Source organism: Pseudomonas promysalinigenes, from assembly GCF_014269025.2.
Lineage (GTDB): Bacteria > Pseudomonadota > Gammaproteobacteria > Pseudomonadales > Pseudomonadaceae > Aquipseudomonas > Aquipseudomonas promysalinigenes.
The window spans coordinates 2,819,510-2,838,390 of record NZ_CP077094.1 but is presented as its reverse complement, the minus strand read 5'-3'; the positions used below and the strand labels follow the sequence as shown (position 1 = coordinate 2,838,390).

The window sequence follows — 18,881 nt, the reverse complement described above, 5'->3', positions numbered from 1 at the left end:
ACTACAAAAAGGAAGGTGATCGTACGTGAACCCCGAATCCATGCTGGCGGCGCTGCCGGGCTTCGCCATTGCACCCGAGGCGGTCCAGGTGCTGCCCGATGCCGCGGCCTATCGCACCTGCCTGCTCGAGCGCATTGCCTCGGCGACGCGGCGCATCGTCATCGTCGCACTGTACTTGCAGGAGGACGAGGCCGGCCAGGAGGTGCTCGACGCGCTCTACCAGGCCAAAGCGCACCGGCCGCAGTTGCAGGTGATCATCGTGGTCGACTGGTTCCGCGCCCGCCGAGGCTTGCTGGGGGCCGGGCGCCAACCTGGCAATGCAGCCTGGTACCAGGCCCAGCGCCAGTTGCATGGGCTCGACATCGTGATCCATGGCGTACCGGTGCAGACCCGTGAGTTGTTCGGCGTGCTGCACCTCAAAGGCAGCGTGATCGATGACTGCGTGATCTATACCGGTGCCAGCCTCAACAATGTCTACCTGCACCGCTTCGATCGTTATCGGCTTGACCGTTATCATCTGTTCCATTCGCCGGGGCTGGCCGACTCCATGGTCGACCTGGTTCAGCGCCTTTTGCATCATACCGCGACCCCTCGGTTGGACCTCCCAGCGCCCCCGCCTACCCGCAGTCTGCGCGGCGACATACGGCGCCTGCGCGCACGCCTTCGGCGCATGGCGTACGACGCGCCGGCGGCGGTGGCAGGGCAGGGGTTGCGGGTAATCCCATTGCTCGGGGTGGGTCGCGGCAACCCGCTCAACCGCACAATCTGCGCTTTGCTGGCTCAAGCGCATGAGCAGGCGGTCATCAGTACCCCGTATTTCAACCCCCCGCGCGTGGTGATGCGTGAGATCGACCATGCCTTGGACCGTGGCGTGCGTATCGAGCTGATTGTCGGCCACCGTACTGCCAATGACTTCTATATCGCGCCTGGTGAGCCATTCAGTGCCAGCGGCGCTTTGCCTTACCTGTATGAGGATAACCTGCGAGCTTTTGCACGGCGCCGTCACACCGCCGTCGCCAGCGGTCAACTGCAGATACGTATCTGGAACGACCCAGGGCATACCTTTCATGCCAAAGGGGTTTGGATCGACCAGCGTTATTCCCTGTTGACCGGCAACAACCTTAACCCACGCGGGTTCAACCTCGACCTGGAAAACGGCCTGCTGATCGACGATCCCCAGGGACAATGGCGGGTGCCGCGTGCGGTGGAGCTTGAGAGTATCCGCCGGCATGCTCCACAAATCAGTACGGTCGCCGAACTGGGCGAGAAGGCCGAGCACCCCAAGAACGTACGCAAACTCCTGCGCCGCTTACGCTACAGCCGGCTTGAGCCATTGATCAAGCGAATGCTCTGACCGGCGGCGGACACAGGCGGCCCTTTTGCTGGGCTGTGCGAATCCTTGTTGGCAAGCATCCGCTAAGATGAACTTCAGGCCTGGGGCGTCAGGTCGCCAACCAGGCCAGGACATGCACAGCTTGCAGGGAGCTATTCATTTGCATGCAAAGCGAAGTGTCGCCCCTCTGAAAAGTTCTCTCAAGCGCATACAATCAGCCTTTTCTCGTTAACCAGATAGGCCAATCCGTATATGGCGCTTGATCCACCTACGATGCTGACCATCACCGTCGCCCTGGCCGCTGCTGCGGCGTTCTACCTGGCGATCGAGTGGCGCAGTGTCCGCGAAACTTCGCTGCTGTTCTGGAGTGCAGGTTTTGCCACCATCACAGTCGGCTCGACCCTGGCTCTGCTACGCGGGATCGGCCTGCTGCTGATCGGGATCTGGCTCGCCAATGGCTTGCTGGTGGTCGCGCACGCGTGCTTCCTGGCCGGGGTGGTGCGTTTTACCCAAACCCGGCTTTCGCGGGGGTGGCTGCTGATGGTGCTGGTGTGGTTTGGCTTGCTGCTGCTGCCAGTGGGGCCACAATGGTCGAAAGTCATGCTGACCGTCAACTCGCTGCTGGTGGCACTGTTGACCTTGAAGGCCAGCTGGCTGCTACGGCCCCATGGCAAATCACTGAGTGTGGGAGCGGTGCAGCTGCGTTACGTGCTGCTGTTCCATGGCATGTTCTATGTGGCCAAGGCGATCGTGGCTTTGACGTCCGGTTCGCTGATTGACCTGGCAACCTTTGGCGGCCTGATCATCCAGATTTCGCTGGTGGAAGGGGCAATGGCACTGATGCTGATTGCGCTGTCGATGACCGGCACCGTGCGTTATCGCCGGGAAGAGCGCATTGCCCGATTGGCCGCCCGTGACCCGTTGACAGCGTTGTACAACCGGCGTGCCCTGGAAGTTCGCGCACCGCACCTGTTCAAGGCGGTCAGTCCCACGCACCCAGGTGCGTTGTTGCTGATCGATATCGACAATTTCAAGCTGGTCAACGACCTGCACGGGCATGCCGCTGGCGACCGTCTGTTGATTGCCTTAAGTGAAATGATTCGCGCAGTGCTGCCGGAACGGTCGCTGGCCGCGCGGCTGGGTGGCGATGAATTCGTGATTCTGCTCAGCGATGCCAGCAGCGAAAAAGTGGTGGAGCTGGGCAGCCAATTGCGCGAGCAGTTCCAGACGTTTGCCAGGGAGGGGATGCCGACCCCGCAGGCAGTGACCTTGAGTATTGGCGCCAACCTGTTCGACCAGCCGCCAGCCAGCCTGGCAGCAGTGATCGAGCAGGGGGATGTGGCGTTGTATCAATCCAAGCGCGGGGGGCGTGACAGCATCCGCCTGGTGAATCGTACCTTGGCCGGCTTGTGACAAGCGGGGCCGACGTGCGGCCCCGGCACCCTCAGGTCACCACCTGATAGCAAGGCACGTAAGCTGCGCCGCCTGGCAATTTCATGCGGTGCTGGTCGACGAATGCCTGCAACAGGCGGCCGAGCGGCTCGAGTATCGCCGCATCGCCACGGATCTGATACGGCCCGTGCTCCTCGATCAAACGGATCCCCTTGTCCTTCACGTTGCCCGCCACGATGCCGGAAAACGCCCGGCGCAGATTGGCGGCCAACTCGTGGGGGGGCAGATCGCGGCTCAGGGCCAATTCGGCCATGTTGGCGTGGGTTGGATCGAACGGGTGCTGGAAGCCTCCGTCGATTTTCAGCAGCCAGTTGAAGTGGAAGGCATCGTTGCGTTCGCGGCGGAACTGCTTGACCTCTTTGAGCCCTTCGATCATTTGCCGTGCGACCTGCGCCGGGTCATCGATGATGATCTGGTAGTGACGCTGCGCGGCTTCGCCAAGGGTGGCGCCGACGAAGGCATGCAGCTGTTGCAGGAACGGTTCGGCGCTGCGTGGCCCAGTGAGCACCACTGGGAAGGGCAGGTCCTGGTTGTCCGGGTGCATCAGGATGCCGAGCAGGTAGAGGAACTCTTCAGCGGTGCCGGCACCGCCAGGGAAGATAATGATGCCGTGGCCGACACGGACGAAGGCCTCAAGGCGCTTTTCGATGTCTGGCAGGATCACCAGTTCATTGACGATAGGGTTCGGCGCCTCGGCAGCGATGATGCCGGGCTCGGTCAGGCCTAGGTAACGGCTGCCGTGCATGCGCTGCTTGGCATGGGCGATGGTGGCGCCTTTCATCGGGCCCTTCATCACGCCGGGGCCACAGCCTGTGCAGATGTCCAGCTTGCGCAGGCCCAGCTCATGGCCGACCTTCTTGGTGTATTGATACTCCTCGCTGCTGATCGAGTGGCCACCCCAGCACACGACCATTTTGGGTTCCACACCCGGACGCAGGGTACGGGCGTTGCGCAGCAAATGGAAAACGTAATCGGTGATCCCCTGGGAGCTTTCCAGGTCGATGCGCTGGCTGGCCAGTTCGCTTTCGGTGTAAACGATATCGCGCAGGGCGCTGAACAGCATTTCTCGGGTACTGGCGATCATTTCGCCGTCGACGAACGCATCGGCAGGCGCGTTCAGCAGTTCAAGGCGTACGCCCCGGTCTTGCTGGTGGATACGGACTTCGAAGTCCTTGTAAGCCTCAAGGATGGTCTTGGCATTGTCGACATGGGCGCCGGTATTGAGAATGGCCAGGGCGCACTGGCGGAACAAGGTGTAGAGCGTACCGCTACCGGCTTCACTCAATTGTTGGACTTCACGTTGCGACAGCGTCTCCAGGCTGCCTTTGGGGCTGACGGATGCATTGATGACGTGGCGTTGAGGCATCTAAGTCGTTCCTGTGCAGGTAAAAACATCCTTGTAAGACAACACCATACCGATCATTGCACGTCAACCTAAAAGGCGTTGTACGGCCAAAGTGATTGCCAGGCCACCCGCGACGAGCCATACGTTGAGCAGTGCGCCAGTGAGCAGTGCTTTGGGGCCTGCCTGACGGATCTGGCTCCAGCGCGTCTGAATCCCGAGGGCGGTCATGGCCATGGTCAGGGCGAATGTGTCCAGGCTATTGACTGCTTGGGTCACACTGCCCGGTAGTACCTGCAGCGAGTTCACCACAACCAGGGCGAGGAAGCCGAAGGCGAACCAGGGCAGGGTGATGGGACCATTGCCCTGGGCAAGGCCCGGCCGGCGTGAGCGGCTGACCCAGATACCCACCACCAGCAGCACCGGCACCAACAGCATCACGCGGGTCATCTTGACGATGGTCGCAATGTGCGTGGCTTCAGGGCTGACGTTGCTGGCCGCGCCCACGACTTGAGCCACTTCGTGCACGGTGCCGCCGAGGAACAGGCCGGCACCTAGTGTGTCCAGCGGCAGCCAGCCAGCGTTGATCGCCCATGGCAAAAGGAACATCGACAACGTACCGAACAACACCACGCTGCCCACTGCCATGGCACTTTTGTGAGGGGCACTGCGAAGCGCCGATTCGAACGCGAGCACTGCCGCAGCACCGCATATCGCACTGCCGGCTGCAGTCAGCAACGCGGTGTCGCGGTCCAGCTTCATCAGCTTGGTGCCGCACCACCAGCCGATCAACAGCGTGCTGCTGACCACCAGCAGAGAAACGCACAGCCCAGCCCAGCCGACCTCGGCAATTTCTTGCAAGCTCACGCGCAGGCCAAAGAAGGCTACGGCGATGCGTAGCAACTGGCGTGCGGAAAAGTTGACGCCGGCCGCCCAACCTGCGGGTACGGCGTCGCGCAGAACGTTGCCGTACAGGGCGCCGGCCACTATCCCGACAATCAAGGGGCTGATGCCGAGGCTGGCAATGCTGGGCAGGGCTGCCAACTGGGTGACTGCCAGCGCAAACAATGCAACGAACAGAATGCCGTTGAGCCGCCCTCGGGGGGAATGGGTGGGCGCCAACGGGGAGTTAGAAGAAACCGTGGCCATGTTAGGACCTCTGGAAGGATTACGACATGGCCTAGATTATTCCGGTTATAAGCTTATAAAAAATCGTGATTTAGGATGGCAAATATCCGACTAGCTGATATTTTAGGGGTATGAGCCCAGAGCAGCTGATAACGTTCGCAACCGTCGCCGAGCATGGCAATATCAGCCATGCCGCTTTGGCGTTGCATTTGTCGCAACCTGCGGTTTCCGGCCAGCTCAAATTGCTCCAGGAAGACTTCGGCGAGCCGCTGTATCAGCGTGCCGGCCGTGGCGTGCGCCTGACCGCGGCCGGCGAGCAATTGCTGGCCCATGCGCAGCGGCTTCGGGAAACCTTCCGCCAAGCCCAGGCTTTGGCTGAAGCAATGCGTGGGCTGGAACGCGGCACGCTGCGCATTGGTGCCAGTACCACGCCGGCCAGCTACCTGTTGCCCTACCTGATCGCAGACTTCCATGCGCGCTACCCCGATGTGCTGGTCAGCACGACCCACGGCAATACGGCAGAAATCGTCGCGGCACTGCACAGTGTCGACATCGCCTTGATAGAAGGCCCGCCTGGGCAAGACTTGCCCGTGGGCACGGGCGTCACTCCGTGGCAGCAGGATGAAATCGTGGCGATCGTTCCCGGCGGCCATCCGCTTGCGGACGAAACCGAACAGTCCCTCACGGCGCTGGGCGCTTACCCTTTGGTGCTTCGCGAAAGTGGCTCCGGGGTGCGTCAGATCGTTGAACGGGCATTCGCCCGGCAAGGCATCGCCGTGCGTGTGGCGCTGGAGATCGCGGGTGTGGAGGGGGTGAAGGAGGCCGTCCGGGCTGGCATGGGGATTGGCTTCGTGTCGGCTATGTCGATCCGCCACGAAGATGGCGTATTACGGGCAGTGAGAATCGCGCATGAACCTCTTCTGCGGCGCTTTTCCATTCTTCTACCCCATGCCGCCGCACCCTCCCGCGCAGCGTCACGGTTCATGGAGCTCTGTTTGGGGCAACACTAGGCTGTGATAGCCAAGCGATCAGTGTTGTACCGTTTGGCCGAACTGCTTGACCGCCTCCACCACCTGGCGTGCCCCGCATTGAATTTCCTCGATTACTTTGCCTGCCTTGCCAACCATTTCAACACCAAGGCCGGTCTTGTCCAGGCTGATCTGCATACCCTGGACGGCTTGTTGGGACAGATCATTATTACGCTGTACCACCTCTTTGATTTCCATCGTGGCCTGAGCGGTACGCACTGCCAGGTTGCGTACTTCGTCTGCTACCACAGAAAAACCTCTGCCGTGTTCTCCTGCTCTGGCCGCTTCGATCGCTGCGTTCAAGGCCAGCAGGTTGGTTTGCTCGGCGACTTCGCGAATGGTTTGAATAATCTGGGTGATGACTTCCGATTGCTGGTTCACCGCATGGATACGCTGCGCAGCCTTGGACAGTTCTGCAGCGATTTCCCTCACAGTGGCAATGGTATCGCCGATGATGCGCGCGCCTTGCACTGCGTGGTCATCGGTCCTCCGGGCAACCGCGTAGGCCAGGCTCGCCGCCGCTGACTCTGCTTTTTGCTGATTGACTTGAGCGGTGATGTCGCGGGCAAATTTAACAATCTTGTAGAGCTTGTTTTGCCCATCGAACACCGGGTTGTACGTGGCGCTCAACCAAACGGTAGCGCCCAGCCGATCGATCCGCTCGAAGCGGCCAGAGCAGAATTCGCCTTTGTTCAATTGAGCCCAGAACGTCCTGTAGTCAGCCGAGCCCGAGGCTTCACGGGTGCAGAATAGGCGATGGTGCTTGCCTTTGATGTCTTGCAGTTCATAACGCATGGTCCGCAAGAAGTTCTGATTGGCCTCAAGCACATGACCATCAGGATCGAATGACACCATGGCCATTGATCGGTTGATCGCGTCCATGGTGCTGTGCTGCTCTTGTTCAAGCTTTACCCGTTCGGTGATCGGGTGGGCCAGCATGATGATGCGTTCCACGCGCCCGTCGGCGCCATGGACAGGGTTGTAACTCGCCTCTAGCCACAGAATGGTTCGATCTTTACTGCGCAACATCACGCGATTCGAAACAGGCGTACCCTGGCGCAGCCTTGGCCAAAGATCGCCACTGGTACACGAGGTCGTCGACTCATGTGCTTCAAGCACGTTGTGGTGCTTGCCGATGATATCTTCCAGGTTGTAGCCAAGCGCATGCAGGAGGTTTTGGTTGGCAGCGAGTATCAAGGCATTTGGCGTCAACTCCAGCATCATGTTGGATAGATCCAGCGCGCGTTCCCTCGCTTGCTTGCTTTTCAATGCCAAAGATAGGTTTTCAAGATCGAGTTTAAGTCGTTTATTGAACATAGGCTGGCCCGATATCGGTGCGCACGAGGGATGAAGGCATTGGGTTATGAAAAGCCAAGTCTGGCGAGCGCTGCTAAGGCCAATGGATGGCAGGAAGGCCTTCGTAAGCTGGGCGAGCGAAAAGAAAGCCCTGGAACAGGTTGATACCAAGCGCTTGCAGGGTGACGAGTTCTTCGAAGGTCTCGACCCCTTCGGCGATGACCTCGATGCCTAACTCGCGGGACATTGTGACGATCCCTGAGGTTATGACTTGCTTGGGTCTGCTCTGGCCTATACCTCGGATCAGGTCCATGTCGATTTTGATGATATCTGGCTGAAAATCCGCGAGCAGGTTCAGGCCGGCATAGCCGGCGCCAAAGTCATCGATAGCAGTCTTGAAGCCTTGTTTTTTATAACTGCTCAAGATTTTCTTGATATGAGATCTGTCGGTGATGCTCTCACTCTCGGTGACTTCGAAAATCATCTTTTCAATGGGGAACTGGTACTTTTCAGCCGCTTGAAGCGTTGTTCGTATGCACGCTTGCGGCTGGTAGACGGCGTTGGGCAGAAAATTGATGCTGAGAAATGCTTGGATGCCGTTCTGTGCGGCCAGTTCGACGGATTTGACGCGGCAGGCCTGATCGAAGCTGTACCTGTTCAGATCATTCACTTGGCTCAAGACGGCTTGAGCACCTGCTCCGTCTATGCCGCGCACCAACGATTCGTAACCGAAGATGCTGTGATCCCGCGTGTTCACGATTGGCTGGAACGCCATCGTGAAGTCGAAGTCCATAGCTTTATTGTCCCTGCAGTTGCGGCAACCGGAAGGCTGTTGAAGCGTAAGGGGTATCAGTTGCATAGGTAATCTCGCACCTCGTGGGTTGACGGCAGTGTGAAGGCTCCGTGCCAGTTCCGGAGGTGCGTACACGCTCAGTGGGAACAGTATTGCTCCAATACTTGTACAAAGGAAGTGGGCTGTACAAGTATTTTGCATATTTATCGTGCTGAAATGGCCATTTCAGGTGGCGATAGTGCCAATCTGTACAAATTTGTTCGTCATTGCTTGTGCAAAAAACCGATGTGACGGGCGAGTGAGGTGCTGCAGGGTTGGTTTAGCTTTGGAAGAGTGGTGTGTGCCGTGATAATGGGCACTTCGAAAAGGGCCCTGTCATGCTTAGCATCACCAATCATGTGCATCTGCCAGATGCTGAAATCGAATTGACCTACATCCGCGCGCAAGGGGCGGGCGGGCAGAACGTCAACAAGGTGTCGAGCGCTGTGCATCTGCGCTTCGATATTCGAGCCTCGTCCTTGCCCGAGTTTTACAAGGAGCGACTGCTGGCCTTGCGCGACAGCCGCATCACCGCAGATGGGGTATTGATCATCAAAGCCCAACAGTTTCGCACCCAAGAGCAGAACCGCACCGACGCGCTGGCGCGTCTGGCCCAAATGATTCTCGCGGCGGGCGAAATCCAGAAAAAGCGCCGCCCCACCAAACCGACCCTTGGTTCGAAAACCCGTCGGCTAGAAGGCAAGGCCAAGCGCAGCACCATCAAGGCGGGCAGGGGGAAGGTAAAGTTCTAGGGTTATGCCTGCCCTAGCCGGCGACGCGCCGACGTACCCGGCCCCGCAGATCAGTTCACCTTGAACACGTGTTTCATGTAGGCCACGAAGTTCTCATCCCGACACTGTGTCTTGCCAGGGCTGTCGGAAATTTTCGCCACTGGCGCGCCATTGCAGTCGGTCATTTTGATCACGATGTTCATCGGTTCAACACCGGGAATATCGCAGGTCAGGCGTGTGCCAATGCCGAAGCTTACGTTGATACGCGAATGCAGGGCTCGATACAGGCCCAAGGCTTTGGCGAAGTCCAGCCCGTCGGAGAAGATCAGCGTCTTGCTCTTAGGGTCGATCCCCAGCCGTTCGTAATGCGCGATGGCCTTTTCCGCCCACACTAGCGGGTCGCCCGAGTCGTGGCGCAGGCCGTCGAACAGCTTGGCGAAGTACAAGTCGAAGTCGCCCAGAAACGCGTCCATGGTGATGCAGTCGGTCAAGGCGATACCCAGCAAGCCCCGGTATTCCCGCACCCAACATTCCAAGGCCGCCACCTGGCTGTCCACCAGGCGCGGGCCCAGTTGTTGGTGGGCCATGAACCACTCGTGGGCCATGGTACCCAGCGGCTTGAGTTCAAGCTCGCGGGCCAAGTGCACGTTGCTGGTGCCGACGAAGCGGCCAGGGAAGTCATGCTTGAGGATGTAGACCACCTCTTCCTGCACGCGGTAGGAAAACCGCCGCCGAGTGCCAAAGTCGGCCAGTTGAAAGCCAGCGAGCTCTTCGTTGCTGGCCTGTGCCTTGAGCCAGTCAAGCTTCTGGTACAACCGCTCACCTACTTGTTCGATGACAACGTCACGGTAACGGATACGGTTACGCACCTCGCTGATGATCGCCAGCAGCGGTATTTCGTAGAGAATCACGTGCAGCCAAGGCCCACGCACACGAATAGCCAACTGCCCAGCGGCGTCGAGGCCGACCTGCACGTAGCGCAGGTTGAAGCGGAATAGGCTGAGGAAGCGCAGGAAGTCCGGCTTGAGGAACGGGATCTTTTCCAGATAGGCCAACTGGTCATGGGTGACTGTCACTTCAGCCAACTGCTCGATCTGATAGCGTATCTCTGCCAGGTATGGCGAGAGGTCTTCGCCATTGCGGCAGCGAAACTCCCATTCCACCTCAGCGTTGGGGTAGTTGTGCAGCACCGCTTGCATCATGGTGATTTTATAGAAGTCGGTGTCCAGTAGGTTCTGGATGATGCGCGGGCCAAAGACGCTTTCACTCATGGGCGGTCTTCCTTGATCAGAGAGAGCTGGTAGTCCAGGGCTGCTTCGTCGCCGCACAGGATCACCCCTTCGGCGGCCAACGAGCCGCACGCGGTGATGGCACCTGCCTGGGTCAGGGCTCGGCAGGCCGGTAGATAGAGCAGCACCTTGAACCCTGCCTGGCGCAGTTGCCGTGCGGTGGTCTTGACGCAATAGTCCAACGCCAGGCCGCCAACGATCACCGCGCCTACACCCTGCACTTTGAGGTACTCGATAACCCCCGTGGAGCGCCGTTCTGCCAGGTCGTGATAACAAGCGCCGTAGGGGTGCAGGTCGGGTTCGACTCCCTTCCAGACGAAGTAGTCGTAGTCGATGGGCGCGGGCAGGCCGGGCAGCAGGTCGAAACCAGGGGTGCCGGGGACGCAGTGGCTGACCCAGGTCAGGTCGGCATTGGCCAGGCCGAGCGGTTGCAGCATCTGGCCGGGTTCGGCCACCACCCACGCCGCGTTGGCCGGATGGGCGTCCTTGCTACCCAGGCGCAGATCGGCGCGCAGGGCCATCGTGTTGAGGTCCGGGGCGATTTCGTTGCCTTCGGGCACCGGCAACTCCTGGGGGGCATTGGCGGTGAAGCCATTTTGCGCATCCACATCGAAACTGGCGATCTTCATGGCGGGTCTCCTCGCTGGAATGGCTATATAATCCACCTGGTGTTGTAAGTGTGTCAAGTTCTCCTTTTGGTGATGTTCTGGCTTGCCATACTTAGACGCTCTGGTGGATTATTGGCTTGATTGATAAGGAGCTTTGTCGTGAGTACAGTCGAAGTCCTGGCCAGTGTCGATATCGTCGCCCTGCGCTTGGCCCCTGATGCCCAGCATCTGCAAGTGTTGTTGCGCCGTCGGCAGCGCGAACCCCATGCCGGCCAATGGGCCTTGCCTGGCGTCATCGTCAATGGGCGCATTGCCGATACCACCCTGGACGGCGCGGCGCAGCGCGCCTTGTGTGAGAAGGCTCGGGTTGTGCCGTGCCACCTTGAACAAGTGGGGACTGAAGGCAATGCTTTCCGCGATCCGCGTGGGTGGTCGTTGAGTACCTACTACCTCGCGCTGCTCAACCCGCAACAGCAAATTGAAGATGAGCAATTGGCATTTTTCGATCTCGTCAGTGTGATCGAGCGCAAGGTGCTATTGCCGTTCGACCATAACCTACTGGTCGAACGGGTGCGCGAACGCCTGGCATCCAAGACTCTTTACAGCAGTCTGCCGTTGTATCTGCTGGCGCAAAAGTTCACGGTGCTCGATGCAGTAGGGGCGGTGCAGGCGTGTTTGGGGCAGGCGGTGAACAACACGTCGCTGCGCAAACGCCTGGATCGCTTGCGCGAGCTGGGGTGGGTGCGCGATACGGGGGAAAAGAACCAGCCCCGTCTAGGCCGACCGCAGCAGTTGTATGAGCACACGCCGCAAGGCGACCGAGTATTCATGTTCGACCGCAGCCTTCTGCCAGAAGGGGCTTGAAAGAGCGCAGGCTTACTCGTCGCTGTAGTTCATGATCGAAAGCAGGCGAATTGGCACTTTCACCAGTTGCTCCGGCCCATGGGGCGTTTCGCCATCGAATGTTAGGCTGTCCCCGGCCTGCATGCGGTAGAGCTGGTTGCCGTGGCGATAGACCAGTTCACCCTCCAGCAAATGTAGGAACTCGGTACCGGGATGGGCAAAGGTTGGGAATTCCTCGCTGGCGTCATCCATGGTGACCATGTACGCCTCGAAGTTTTTCTTCGGCCCTCTGGCATGGTTGAGCAAATGATAGGTATGGCCTTTCTCGGTGCCGCGGCGCACCACCTCCAGCCCTTCGCCGTCCTTGACCAGCAAGGCATTGCCATCAGGCTGATCATATTGGCTGAACAGCTTGGCCATCGGCATCCCCAGCACGTCGCACAGGCGGCTCAGGGTGTCGAGGCTGGTGGACACTTGCGCATTCTCGATCTTGCTCAGCATGCCCTGGCTGATGCCTGCAATGCGTGCCACGTCGGCAAGCTTGAGCGACTGAGCCTGGCGCTGGCGCTTGATTTGTAAACCCAGGTATTGCTCCAGGCGCAGCCGCGGTTCGGTTTCGGTTGACATCAAATGCCCTGCACGTTTTCAGTTCAAGAATAAATATTTCGCACTGGGAAAGTGCGCGGCTTAGGTAGTCTGCGCGTTTTTTTCCTCAGACGAAAACAAGTTTCCCATAAAGGTGGCAGAAAAACCTGTACTGATTTTGCCCTGGTTTCTGAGGGTCCGAAGCTTCTCCCATAGGGCTTGCAAGGCATCTCAAGAGCGGCCTGAGCCGTGAGTAGGGCGTAGAAGCGCGAGATGGCGTTGAAGCATTGCGATGTTGGCAAGCACATTGCATTCCTGCTGGGAAAGTAAATTTCCCATGCGGAATTAGCGCACCTCAGCCAGGAGTGACCAACCCATGTTGCCAGCAGAAACGCAGCGCACCCTCGATCAGCACGGTATCAAGTACGTGCTGGCGCAGTTCGTCGACATCCACGGATCGGCGAAGACCAAGTCGGTGCCGGTATCGGGCCTGAAAATGGTAGCTGAAGAGGGTGCCGGCTTTGCCGGGTTCGCCATCTGCGGCATGGGCATGGAGCCCCATGGCCCGGACTTCATGGCCCGTGGCGATCTGTCCACGTTGATTCCAGTACCGTGGCAGCCGGGCTATGGCCGCGTGGTCTGCGTCGGACATGTCAATGGCCAGCCCTGGCCCTATGACAGCCGTTACGTGTTGCAGCAACAGGTACAGCGCCTGGCCGACAAGGGCTGGACGCTGAACACCGGGTTGGAGCCGGAGTTCAGCCTGTTCCGCCGGGACGAGGGCGGCAAGCTGCAACTGGTGGATGCCTCCGACAACCTCGATAAGCCTTGCTACGACTACAAAGGCCTTTCGCGTTCGCGATTGTTTCTCGAACGCTTGACCGAGGCGCTACAGCCGGTTGGCTTCGACATTTACCAAATCGACCACGAAGATGCCAACGGCCAATTCGAAATCAATTACACCTACAGCGACGCAATGGAGTCGGCCGACCGCTTCACGTTCTTCCGCATGGCCGCCGGCGAGATCGCCAATGACTTGGGCATGATTTGCTCGTTCATGCCCAAGCCCGACCCCAAGCGCGCTGGCAATGGCATGCACTTCCATTTGTCGTTGGCCAGTAGCAGCAACAAGAACCTGTTCCACGACCCCTCCGACAGCAGCGGCATGGGCCTGTCGAAGCTCGCTTACCACTTCGCCGCTGGCTTGCTGGCCCATGGTCCGGCGCTATGCGCTTTCGCAGCGCCGACGGTCAACTCGTACAAACGCCTGGTGGTGGGTCGCTCGCTTTCCGGCGCCACCTGGGCGCCGGCTTTCGTCGCCTACGGCGCCAACAATCGATCGGCGATGGTGCGCATCCCATACGGACGCCTGGAGTTTCGCCTGCCCGACGCCGGCTGCAACCCGTACCTGGTCACTGCCGCGATCATCGCTGCAGGCCTTGATGGCATCGACCGCGAGTTGGAACCGGGCCAGATGTGCAACGAGAACCTCTACAACCTGAGCCTGGAACAGATCGCCGCACGGGGTATCGCGACCCTGCCGCAGTCGCTCAAAGAGGCCGTTGACGCGCTCGAGGCCGACTCGCTGTTTCGCGAGGTGCTCGGTGCCCAGATCGTCGACGAATTCATCAAGCTCAAACGCATGGAGTGGGTTGAGTACTGCCGCCACGTCTCCGACTGGGAAATCCAGCGTTACACCGAATTCTTCTGACCGCCAACCCAATCCCGGGGTGGCGGCGCTTGCAGCGGCTACCCACTGCATAGAAGGAGTATCAGCATGTGTGGAATCGTAGGCCTGTATCTGAAAAAGCCGCAGTTGCATGCGCAGCTCGGCAAACTTTTCGAACCCATGCTCCAAGCCATGACCGACCGCGGCCCGGACAGTGCCGGCTTTGCCATCTATGGCGATGAAGTGACCGATGGCTGGGTCAAGCTGACGCTGCAGGTGACGGAGATAGACTATCCCTGGGCCGCCCTGATGGGTCAGCTCGAAGGGCGCTTGGGTTGCTCGCTGGACTGGTTCCAGAACGCCAGCGCTGCCGTACTCAAAGCCCAAACCAGCGAGGCGCTCGTCCGTAAGGCCCTGACTGAGCTGGCACCGGATGTGCGCATCATGAGCGCCGGGCAGAGCATCGAGATCCTCAAGGGTATGGGCCTGCCGGCAGACATTTCCAGCCGCTTCGGCCTGGCAGGCATGAAAGGGAGCCACATCATCGGCCATACCCGCATGGCCACCGAAAGCGCGGTGACCCTGGAAGGTAGCCACCCGTTTTCGACCGGGGCCGATCTGTGCCTGGTACACAACGGCTCACTGTCCAACCACTTCCGCCTGCGCCAGGAACTGCGTCGCGAAGGCATCACTTTTGAAACCGAAAACGATACCGAAGTCGCCGCTGGCTATCTGACCTGGCGATTGCAGCAGGGCGATACCCTGGCCCAGGCCCTGGATGGTGCTCTGGAAGATCTGGACGGCTTTTTCACCTTTGCCATCGGCACCCGCAACGGTTTCGCCGTGATCCGCGATCCGATCGCCTGTAAGCCCGCAGTGCTGGCTGAAACCGACGACTACGTGGCCATGGCCTCGGAATATCAAGCGCTGGCGAGCTTGCCTGGTATCGAAAAGGCCAAGGTCTGGGAGCCTGCCCCGGCCACGCTCTACGTCTGGGAGCGCGAAAGCGCCTGACCTCACCGAACCACTGGAGAACTTCATGAAAACGATCGACCTTTCCAGCGCCTCGGTGCGCGCACTCAACCAGTCCCTGCATGGCCAGGTGCATGACCAAGAATGGCGGGTGACCCACCCTGACGGTAAGCACAACCTGGCCGTGGGTATCAACGCCGCCGTATCGGTGGATATCGAAGGCCACGCGGGCTACTACTGCGCCGGCATGAACCAACAGGCCAGTATCACTGTGCACGGAAACGTCGGTGTGGGCGTCGCCGAGAACATGATGTCAGGTTCGGTAAGGGTCAAGGGCAGCGCTTCTCAGGCGGCCGGCGCGACCGCCCATGGCGGGCTACTGGTCATCGAAGGAGATGCGGGCGCGCGTTGCGGTATTTCCATGAAGGGCGTGGATATCGTGGTTGGCGGCAGTATTGGCCACATGAGCTGCTTCATGGGCCAGGCCGGGCGCCTGGTGGTATGCGGCGATGCCGGGGATGCCTTGGGCGATTCGCTGTATGAGGTGCGTATCTACGTCAAAGGTACGGTGCAGTCGCTGGGTTCGGACTGTATAGAGAAAGAAATGCGCGCCGAGCACTTGCAAGAGCTGCAGCAATTGCTGAACCAGGCCGGCCTTGGGCACAAGGCGGCCGATTTCAAACGTTATGGCTCGGCTCGCCAGCTGTACAACTTTAAAGTCGACAACGCCAGCGCGTACTGATCCAGGAGCATCGCCATGAGTGAACAAACCCCCCCGGTATTGCGTGAGTCGGCCACCTTCGATCGCCTGACCATCCAGGAAATCCAGCGTGCCGCCGAAACCGGCATCTACGACATCCGCGGTGGCGGTACCAAGCGCCGCGTGCCGCATTTTGACGACCTGTTGCTGCTGGGCGCCAGCGTGTCGCGTTACCCGCTCGAAGGCTACCGTGAAAAATGCGGTACTGACGTGGTGTTAGGCAACCGTTTTGCCAAGAAGCCGATCCACCTGAAAATCCCGGTGACCATTGCCGGCATGAGTTTCGGCGCATTGTCGGCCAATGCCAAAGAGGCCCTGGGCCGTGGCGCGACCATCGCGGGCACCAGCACCACTACCGGTGACGGCGGCATGACTCCGGAGGAGCGCGGCCAGTCGCAGCACCTGGTGTACCAGTACCTGCCGTCGCGTTACGGCATGAACCCTGACGATCTGCGCAAAGCCGACGCCATCGAGATCGTCCTGGGCCAAGGTGCCAAGCCGGGCGGCGGTGGCATGCTGCTGGGCATGAAGGTGACCGAGCGCGTGGCCGGCATGCGCACCTTGCCGGTCGGCGTGGATCAGCGTTCAGCGTGCCGTCACCCGGATTGGACGGGCCCTGACGACTTGGCCATCAAGATTGCCGAAATCCGCGAGATCACTGACTGGGAAAAACCTATCTATGTGAAGATCGGCGCCAGCCGCCCGTACTACGACGTCAAGCTGGCGGTGAAGGCCGGCGCCGATGTGATCGTGCTCGATGGCATGCAGGGCGGTACCGCCGCCACCCAGGAGGTGTTCATCGAGCATGTTGGCATTCCGATCCTGCCGGCTATCCCCCAGGCGGTGCAGGCGCTGCAGGAGATGGGTATGCACCGCAAGGTTCAGTTGATCGTCTCCGGTGGCATTCGCAACGGTGCCGACGTAGCCAAGGCCATGGCCTTGGGTGCCGACGCTGTGGCCATCGGTACGGCGGCATTGATCGCGCTGGGCGACAACCACCCGCGCCTGGATAGTGAGCTGAAGAAAATTGGCTCCGCTGCAGGCTTCTACGACGACTGGCAGAATGGCCGCGACCCTGCCGGTATCACCACCCAGGACCCGGAGCTGGCCAAGCGCCTGAACCCGGAGGAGGCTGGCCGGCGTTTGGCCAATTACCTGCGGGTGCTGGTGCTGGAGGCGCAGACCATGGCCCGCGCCTGCGGCAAGTCGCATCTGCACAACCTCGACCCAGAAGACCTGGTGGCACTGACCGTTGAAGCCGCTGCCATGGCCCGGGTGCCGTTGGCCGGCACAGCCTGGGTGCCTGGCCAGGCGCCGTACTGACCCATCACTACACCGCCGGCCTTGAAGCCGGCGGTGTAGGTCTGCGCGGGAGTGATTTCACGGCGTACCGGCCTTATCGCGGGCTCACCCGCGAGCAGGCCGGTACAGGTCAATCAGTGACTCATGGCCAGCTTGGCACTGGTCTGGCGACGACGGTAAGCGCTGTCGCGCGAGGCCAGCCACCAGTACAGCGGCGAGGTGATCGCCAGGCCCACCAGCCAGGACAGGTCTGCGCCGTTGATGTGCTCGGAGATCGGCCCGACATACAGCGGTGTGTTCATGAACGGGATCTGCACCACGATGCCCACTGCATAGGCAATCAGCGCCTGCGGGTTATAGCGGCCGTAGATACCGCCATCGACCTTGAAGATCGACTGGATGTCGTAGTCGCCCTTGTGAATGGCATAGAAGTCGATCAGGTTGATCGCCGTCCACGGCACCAGCACCACCAGCAGCACCAGGACCATGTCGACGAAGTGGCCAATGAAGTCGGCCGAGGCGAACACCGCCACCACGCAGCACGCGGCCAGCACGATCAGCGACAGCACCGCGCGGCTCTTGGCGGTCGGGATCCAACGGTAGGCGAAGGTTTGCACCAGGGTGATGATCGACAGCACCGCACCGTACAGGTTGAGGGCGTTGTGGCTGATCACGCTGAGCAGGAACAGCACCAGCATCACCGGGCCCAGAGTACCGGTGGCGAGTTTGACCGCGTCCATGGTGTCCATGCCCGCCGGGATCGCCAGCACGGCCACGGCGCCGAAGATGAACGACAAGCTCGAACCCAGGGCCGAGCCCAGGTAGGTAGTCCAGAAGGTCGAGCTGACCTTCACGTCAGCCGGCAGGTAGCGCGAGTAGTCCGACACGTACGGCGCGAAGGCGATCTGCCAAAGTGCTGCCAGCGACACAGTGGCCAGCCAGCCGGCCAGGTTGAAGCCGCCGCGGGTGAGGAAATCGTCGCTTTGCACATGGCTGAAAATGTAGCCAAAGCCCACCACGATGCCGATACCCAGCACCCAGGTGCCGATGCGGTTGAGCACGTGAATGAAGCGGTAACCGATGATGCCGATGATGCCTGAGCCCAGCGCACCAATGACGATGCCGACCGGCACTGGTACGGCCTCGACCACGCCATGCAGCGACTTGCCCGCCAGCACGATGTTGGAGGCGAAGAAGCCGATGTACATCACCCCGGCGATCACCACCACCAGTAACGCGCCGAGGGTGCCGAACTGAGCGCGGCTCTGGATCATTTGCGGGATGCCCATCTGCGGGCCCTGAGCTGAGTGCAGAGCCATCAGCACCCCCCCGACCAGATGGCCGACCAGAATGGCGACGATACCCCACACCAAGTTCAGGTGAAACAGTTGCACGCCCAGGGCGCCGGTAACGATGGGAAGGGGTGCGATGTTGCCACCGAACCATAATGTGAACAGATCCCTTACCTTTCCATGGCGGTCTTGCGGCGGTACGTAGCCGATCGTGTGTTTTTCTATGAGGGGTGCCGAATTGGCTGCACTGGTCATGACTGACTCCAAGGCAAGGTGGGGCATCGGGTGCTGCCCGGGTGCGTGCCGGCGAAGGGCGACGCGTTCTTGTTGGAGTGATGATGCGGGGCGTGGCGATTAGGAGAAATTAGTAAATTTGTACCCATAAACCTTAAAAAACCTAAGGCTGACAAAAGGTTAAG

The 18,881-nt window shown here is 60.1% G+C and carries 16 protein-coding genes and 2 pseudogenes; 9 read left to right on the top strand and 9 right to left on the bottom strand.

Annotated features, from left to right (window positions below; genetic code table 11):
* Positions 1-25 precede the first annotated feature (25 nt).
* Both pssA and HU725_RS12900 read left to right on the top strand, forming a co-directional pair.
* Complete coding sequence (gene pssA / locus HU725_RS12905) at positions 26-1,354, top strand: CDP-diacylglycerol--serine O-phosphatidyltransferase (RefSeq protein WP_225915483.1); 1,329 nt, start codon at positions 26-28, stop codon at positions 1,352-1,354.
* 231 nt (positions 1,355-1,585) lie between these two features.
* Positions 1,586-2,746: a GGDEF domain-containing protein gene (locus HU725_RS12900; RefSeq protein ID WP_186477951.1), complete on the top strand. Its 1,161-nt coding sequence runs from the start codon at positions 1,586-1,588 to the stop codon at positions 2,744-2,746.
* 31 nt (positions 2,747-2,777) lie between these two features.
* Here the strand turns inward: HU725_RS12900 and ppnN are convergent, their stop codons facing one another.
* The gene (gene ppnN / locus HU725_RS12895; protein WP_186477950.1) at positions 2,778-4,151 is read right to left on the bottom strand and encodes a nucleotide 5'-monophosphate nucleosidase PpnN; all 1,374 of its coding nucleotides are present in this window, start codon (positions 4,149-4,151) and stop codon (positions 2,778-2,780) included.
* Positions 4,152-4,214: 63 nt separating this feature from the next.
* Positions 4,215-5,276, bottom strand: coding sequence for a YeiH family protein (locus HU725_RS12890; RefSeq protein ID WP_186477949.1), 1,062 nt, complete (start codon positions 5,274-5,276; stop codon positions 4,215-4,217).
* Positions 5,277-5,386: 110 nt separating this feature from the next.
* On the opposite strand from HU725_RS12890, the gene HU725_RS12885 reads away from it, so the two are divergent.
* The gene (locus HU725_RS12885; RefSeq protein WP_186477948.1) at positions 5,387-6,265 is read left to right on the top strand and encodes a LysR family transcriptional regulator; all 879 of its coding nucleotides are present in this window, start codon (positions 5,387-5,389) and stop codon (positions 6,263-6,265) included.
* Positions 6,266-6,283: 18 nt separating this feature from the next.
* Here HU725_RS12885 and HU725_RS23170 read toward each other — a convergent pair.
* The 3 genes and pseudogenes from HU725_RS23170 to HU725_RS12875 all read right to left on the bottom strand — a co-directional run.
* Positions 6,284-6,715, bottom strand: a pseudogene (locus HU725_RS23170) (methyl-accepting chemotaxis protein); the annotation flags it as partial.
* A gap of 111 nt (positions 6,716-6,826) precedes the next feature.
* Positions 6,827-7,600 (bottom strand): annotated as a pseudogene (locus tag HU725_RS23165) (PAS domain-containing protein); the annotation flags it as partial.
* Positions 7,601-7,673: 73 nt separating this feature from the next.
* On the bottom strand, positions 7,674-8,438 hold the full coding sequence (locus HU725_RS12875; protein WP_186477947.1) for an EAL domain-containing protein: 765 nt from the start codon (positions 8,436-8,438) through the stop codon (positions 7,674-7,676).
* 311 nt (positions 8,439-8,749) lie between these two features.
* On the opposite strand from HU725_RS12875, the gene arfB reads away from it, so the two are divergent.
* Positions 8,750-9,163, top strand: coding sequence for an alternative ribosome rescue aminoacyl-tRNA hydrolase ArfB (gene arfB / locus HU725_RS12870; RefSeq protein ID WP_186477946.1), 414 nt, complete (start codon positions 8,750-8,752; stop codon positions 9,161-9,163).
* Between the two features lie 50 nt (positions 9,164-9,213).
* On the opposite strand, the gene pncB is transcribed toward arfB, so the two are convergent.
* Entirely contained in the window at positions 9,214-10,413 is a 1,200-nt protein-coding gene (gene pncB, locus HU725_RS12865; protein ID WP_186477945.1) for a nicotinate phosphoribosyltransferase, read from the bottom strand.
* A complete protein-coding gene (locus tag HU725_RS12860; RefSeq protein WP_186477944.1) occupies positions 10,410-11,060 on the bottom strand; it encodes a nicotinamidase in 651 nt (216 codons plus the stop codon). Before HU725_RS12860 ends, pncB begins: the two co-directional genes overlap by 4 nt.
* Positions 11,061-11,198: 138 nt before the next feature.
* Here HU725_RS12860 and HU725_RS12855 point away from each other — a divergent pair, with 138 nt between their 5' ends.
* Positions 11,199-11,903 (top strand): NrtR DNA-binding winged helix domain-containing protein, encoded by a 705-nt coding sequence (locus HU725_RS12855; RefSeq protein ID WP_060478423.1) that lies wholly within the window; start codon positions 11,199-11,201, stop codon positions 11,901-11,903.
* A gap of 12 nt (positions 11,904-11,915) precedes the next feature.
* On the opposite strand, the gene HU725_RS12850 is transcribed toward HU725_RS12855, so the two are convergent.
* On the bottom strand, positions 11,916-12,509 hold the full coding sequence (locus HU725_RS12850; protein ID WP_060478422.1) for a helix-turn-helix domain-containing protein: 594 nt from the start codon (positions 12,507-12,509) through the stop codon (positions 11,916-11,918).
* Between the two features lie 334 nt (positions 12,510-12,843).
* Here HU725_RS12850 and glnT point away from each other — a divergent pair, with 334 nt between their 5' ends.
* From glnT to HU725_RS12830, 4 genes are all read left to right on the top strand, one after another.
* Complete coding sequence (gene glnT, locus HU725_RS12845; RefSeq protein ID WP_186477943.1) at positions 12,844-14,178, top strand: type III glutamate--ammonia ligase; 1,335 nt, start codon at positions 12,844-12,846, stop codon at positions 14,176-14,178.
* A gap of 66 nt (positions 14,179-14,244) precedes the next feature.
* The gene (locus tag HU725_RS12840; RefSeq protein ID WP_186477942.1) at positions 14,245-15,150 is read left to right on the top strand and encodes a class II glutamine amidotransferase; all 906 of its coding nucleotides are present in this window, start codon (positions 14,245-14,247) and stop codon (positions 15,148-15,150) included.
* A 25-nt stretch (positions 15,151-15,175) separates the two neighbouring features.
* Positions 15,176-15,850, top strand: coding sequence for a GltB/FmdC/FwdC-like GXGXG domain-containing protein (locus HU725_RS12835; protein WP_186477941.1), 675 nt, complete (start codon positions 15,176-15,178; stop codon positions 15,848-15,850).
* Positions 15,851-15,865: 15 nt separating this feature from the next.
* The gene (locus tag HU725_RS12830; protein ID WP_186477940.1) at positions 15,866-17,191 is read left to right on the top strand and encodes an FMN-binding glutamate synthase family protein; all 1,326 of its coding nucleotides are present in this window, start codon (positions 15,866-15,868) and stop codon (positions 17,189-17,191) included.
* Between the two features lie 113 nt (positions 17,192-17,304).
* Here the strand turns inward: HU725_RS12830 and HU725_RS12825 are convergent, their stop codons facing one another.
* Positions 17,305-18,717, bottom strand: coding sequence for a purine-cytosine permease family protein (locus HU725_RS12825; RefSeq protein ID WP_060478417.1), 1,413 nt, complete (start codon positions 18,715-18,717; stop codon positions 17,305-17,307).
* Between the last annotated feature and the right edge of the window lie 164 nt (positions 18,718-18,881).

What these genes read in the sequence shown, in the direction of transcription:
- HU725_RS12900 (WP_186477951.1), top strand. Translation starts at nt 1,586, where the DNA reads ATGGCGCTTGATCCACCTACGATGCTGACCATCACCGTCGCCCTGGCC.
- ppnN (WP_186477950.1), bottom strand. Translation starts at nt 4,151, where the DNA reads ATGCCTCAACGCCACGTCATCAATGCATCCGTCAGCCCCAAAGGCAGC.
- HU725_RS12890 (WP_186477949.1), bottom strand. Translation starts at nt 5,276, where the DNA reads ATGGCCACGGTTTCTTCTAACTCCCCGTTGGCGCCCACCCATTCCCCC.
- HU725_RS12885 (WP_186477948.1), top strand. Translation starts at nt 5,387, where the DNA reads ATGAGCCCAGAGCAGCTGATAACGTTCGCAACCGTCGCCGAGCATGGC.
- HU725_RS12875 (WP_186477947.1), bottom strand. Translation starts at nt 8,438, where the DNA reads ATGCAACTGATACCCCTTACGCTTCAACAGCCTTCCGGTTGCCGCAAC.
- arfB (WP_186477946.1), top strand. Translation starts at nt 8,750, where the DNA reads ATGCTTAGCATCACCAATCATGTGCATCTGCCAGATGCTGAAATCGAA.
- pncB (WP_186477945.1), bottom strand. Translation starts at nt 10,413, where the DNA reads ATGAGTGAAAGCGTCTTTGGCCCGCGCATCATCCAGAACCTACTGGAC.
- HU725_RS12860 (WP_186477944.1), bottom strand. Translation starts at nt 11,060, where the DNA reads ATGAAGATCGCCAGTTTCGATGTGGATGCGCAAAATGGCTTCACCGCC.
- HU725_RS12850 (WP_060478422.1), bottom strand. Translation starts at nt 12,509, where the DNA reads ATGTCAACCGAAACCGAACCGCGGCTGCGCCTGGAGCAATACCTGGGT.
- glnT (WP_186477943.1), top strand. Translation starts at nt 12,844, where the DNA reads ATGTTGCCAGCAGAAACGCAGCGCACCCTCGATCAGCACGGTATCAAG.
- HU725_RS12840 (WP_186477942.1), top strand. Translation starts at nt 14,245, where the DNA reads ATGTGTGGAATCGTAGGCCTGTATCTGAAAAAGCCGCAGTTGCATGCG.
- HU725_RS12835 (WP_186477941.1), top strand. Translation starts at nt 15,176, where the DNA reads ATGAAAACGATCGACCTTTCCAGCGCCTCGGTGCGCGCACTCAACCAG.
- HU725_RS12830 (WP_186477940.1), top strand. Translation starts at nt 15,866, where the DNA reads ATGAGTGAACAAACCCCCCCGGTATTGCGTGAGTCGGCCACCTTCGAT.
- HU725_RS12825 (WP_060478417.1), bottom strand. Translation starts at nt 18,717, where the DNA reads ATGACCAGTGCAGCCAATTCGGCACCCCTCATAGAAAAACACACGATC.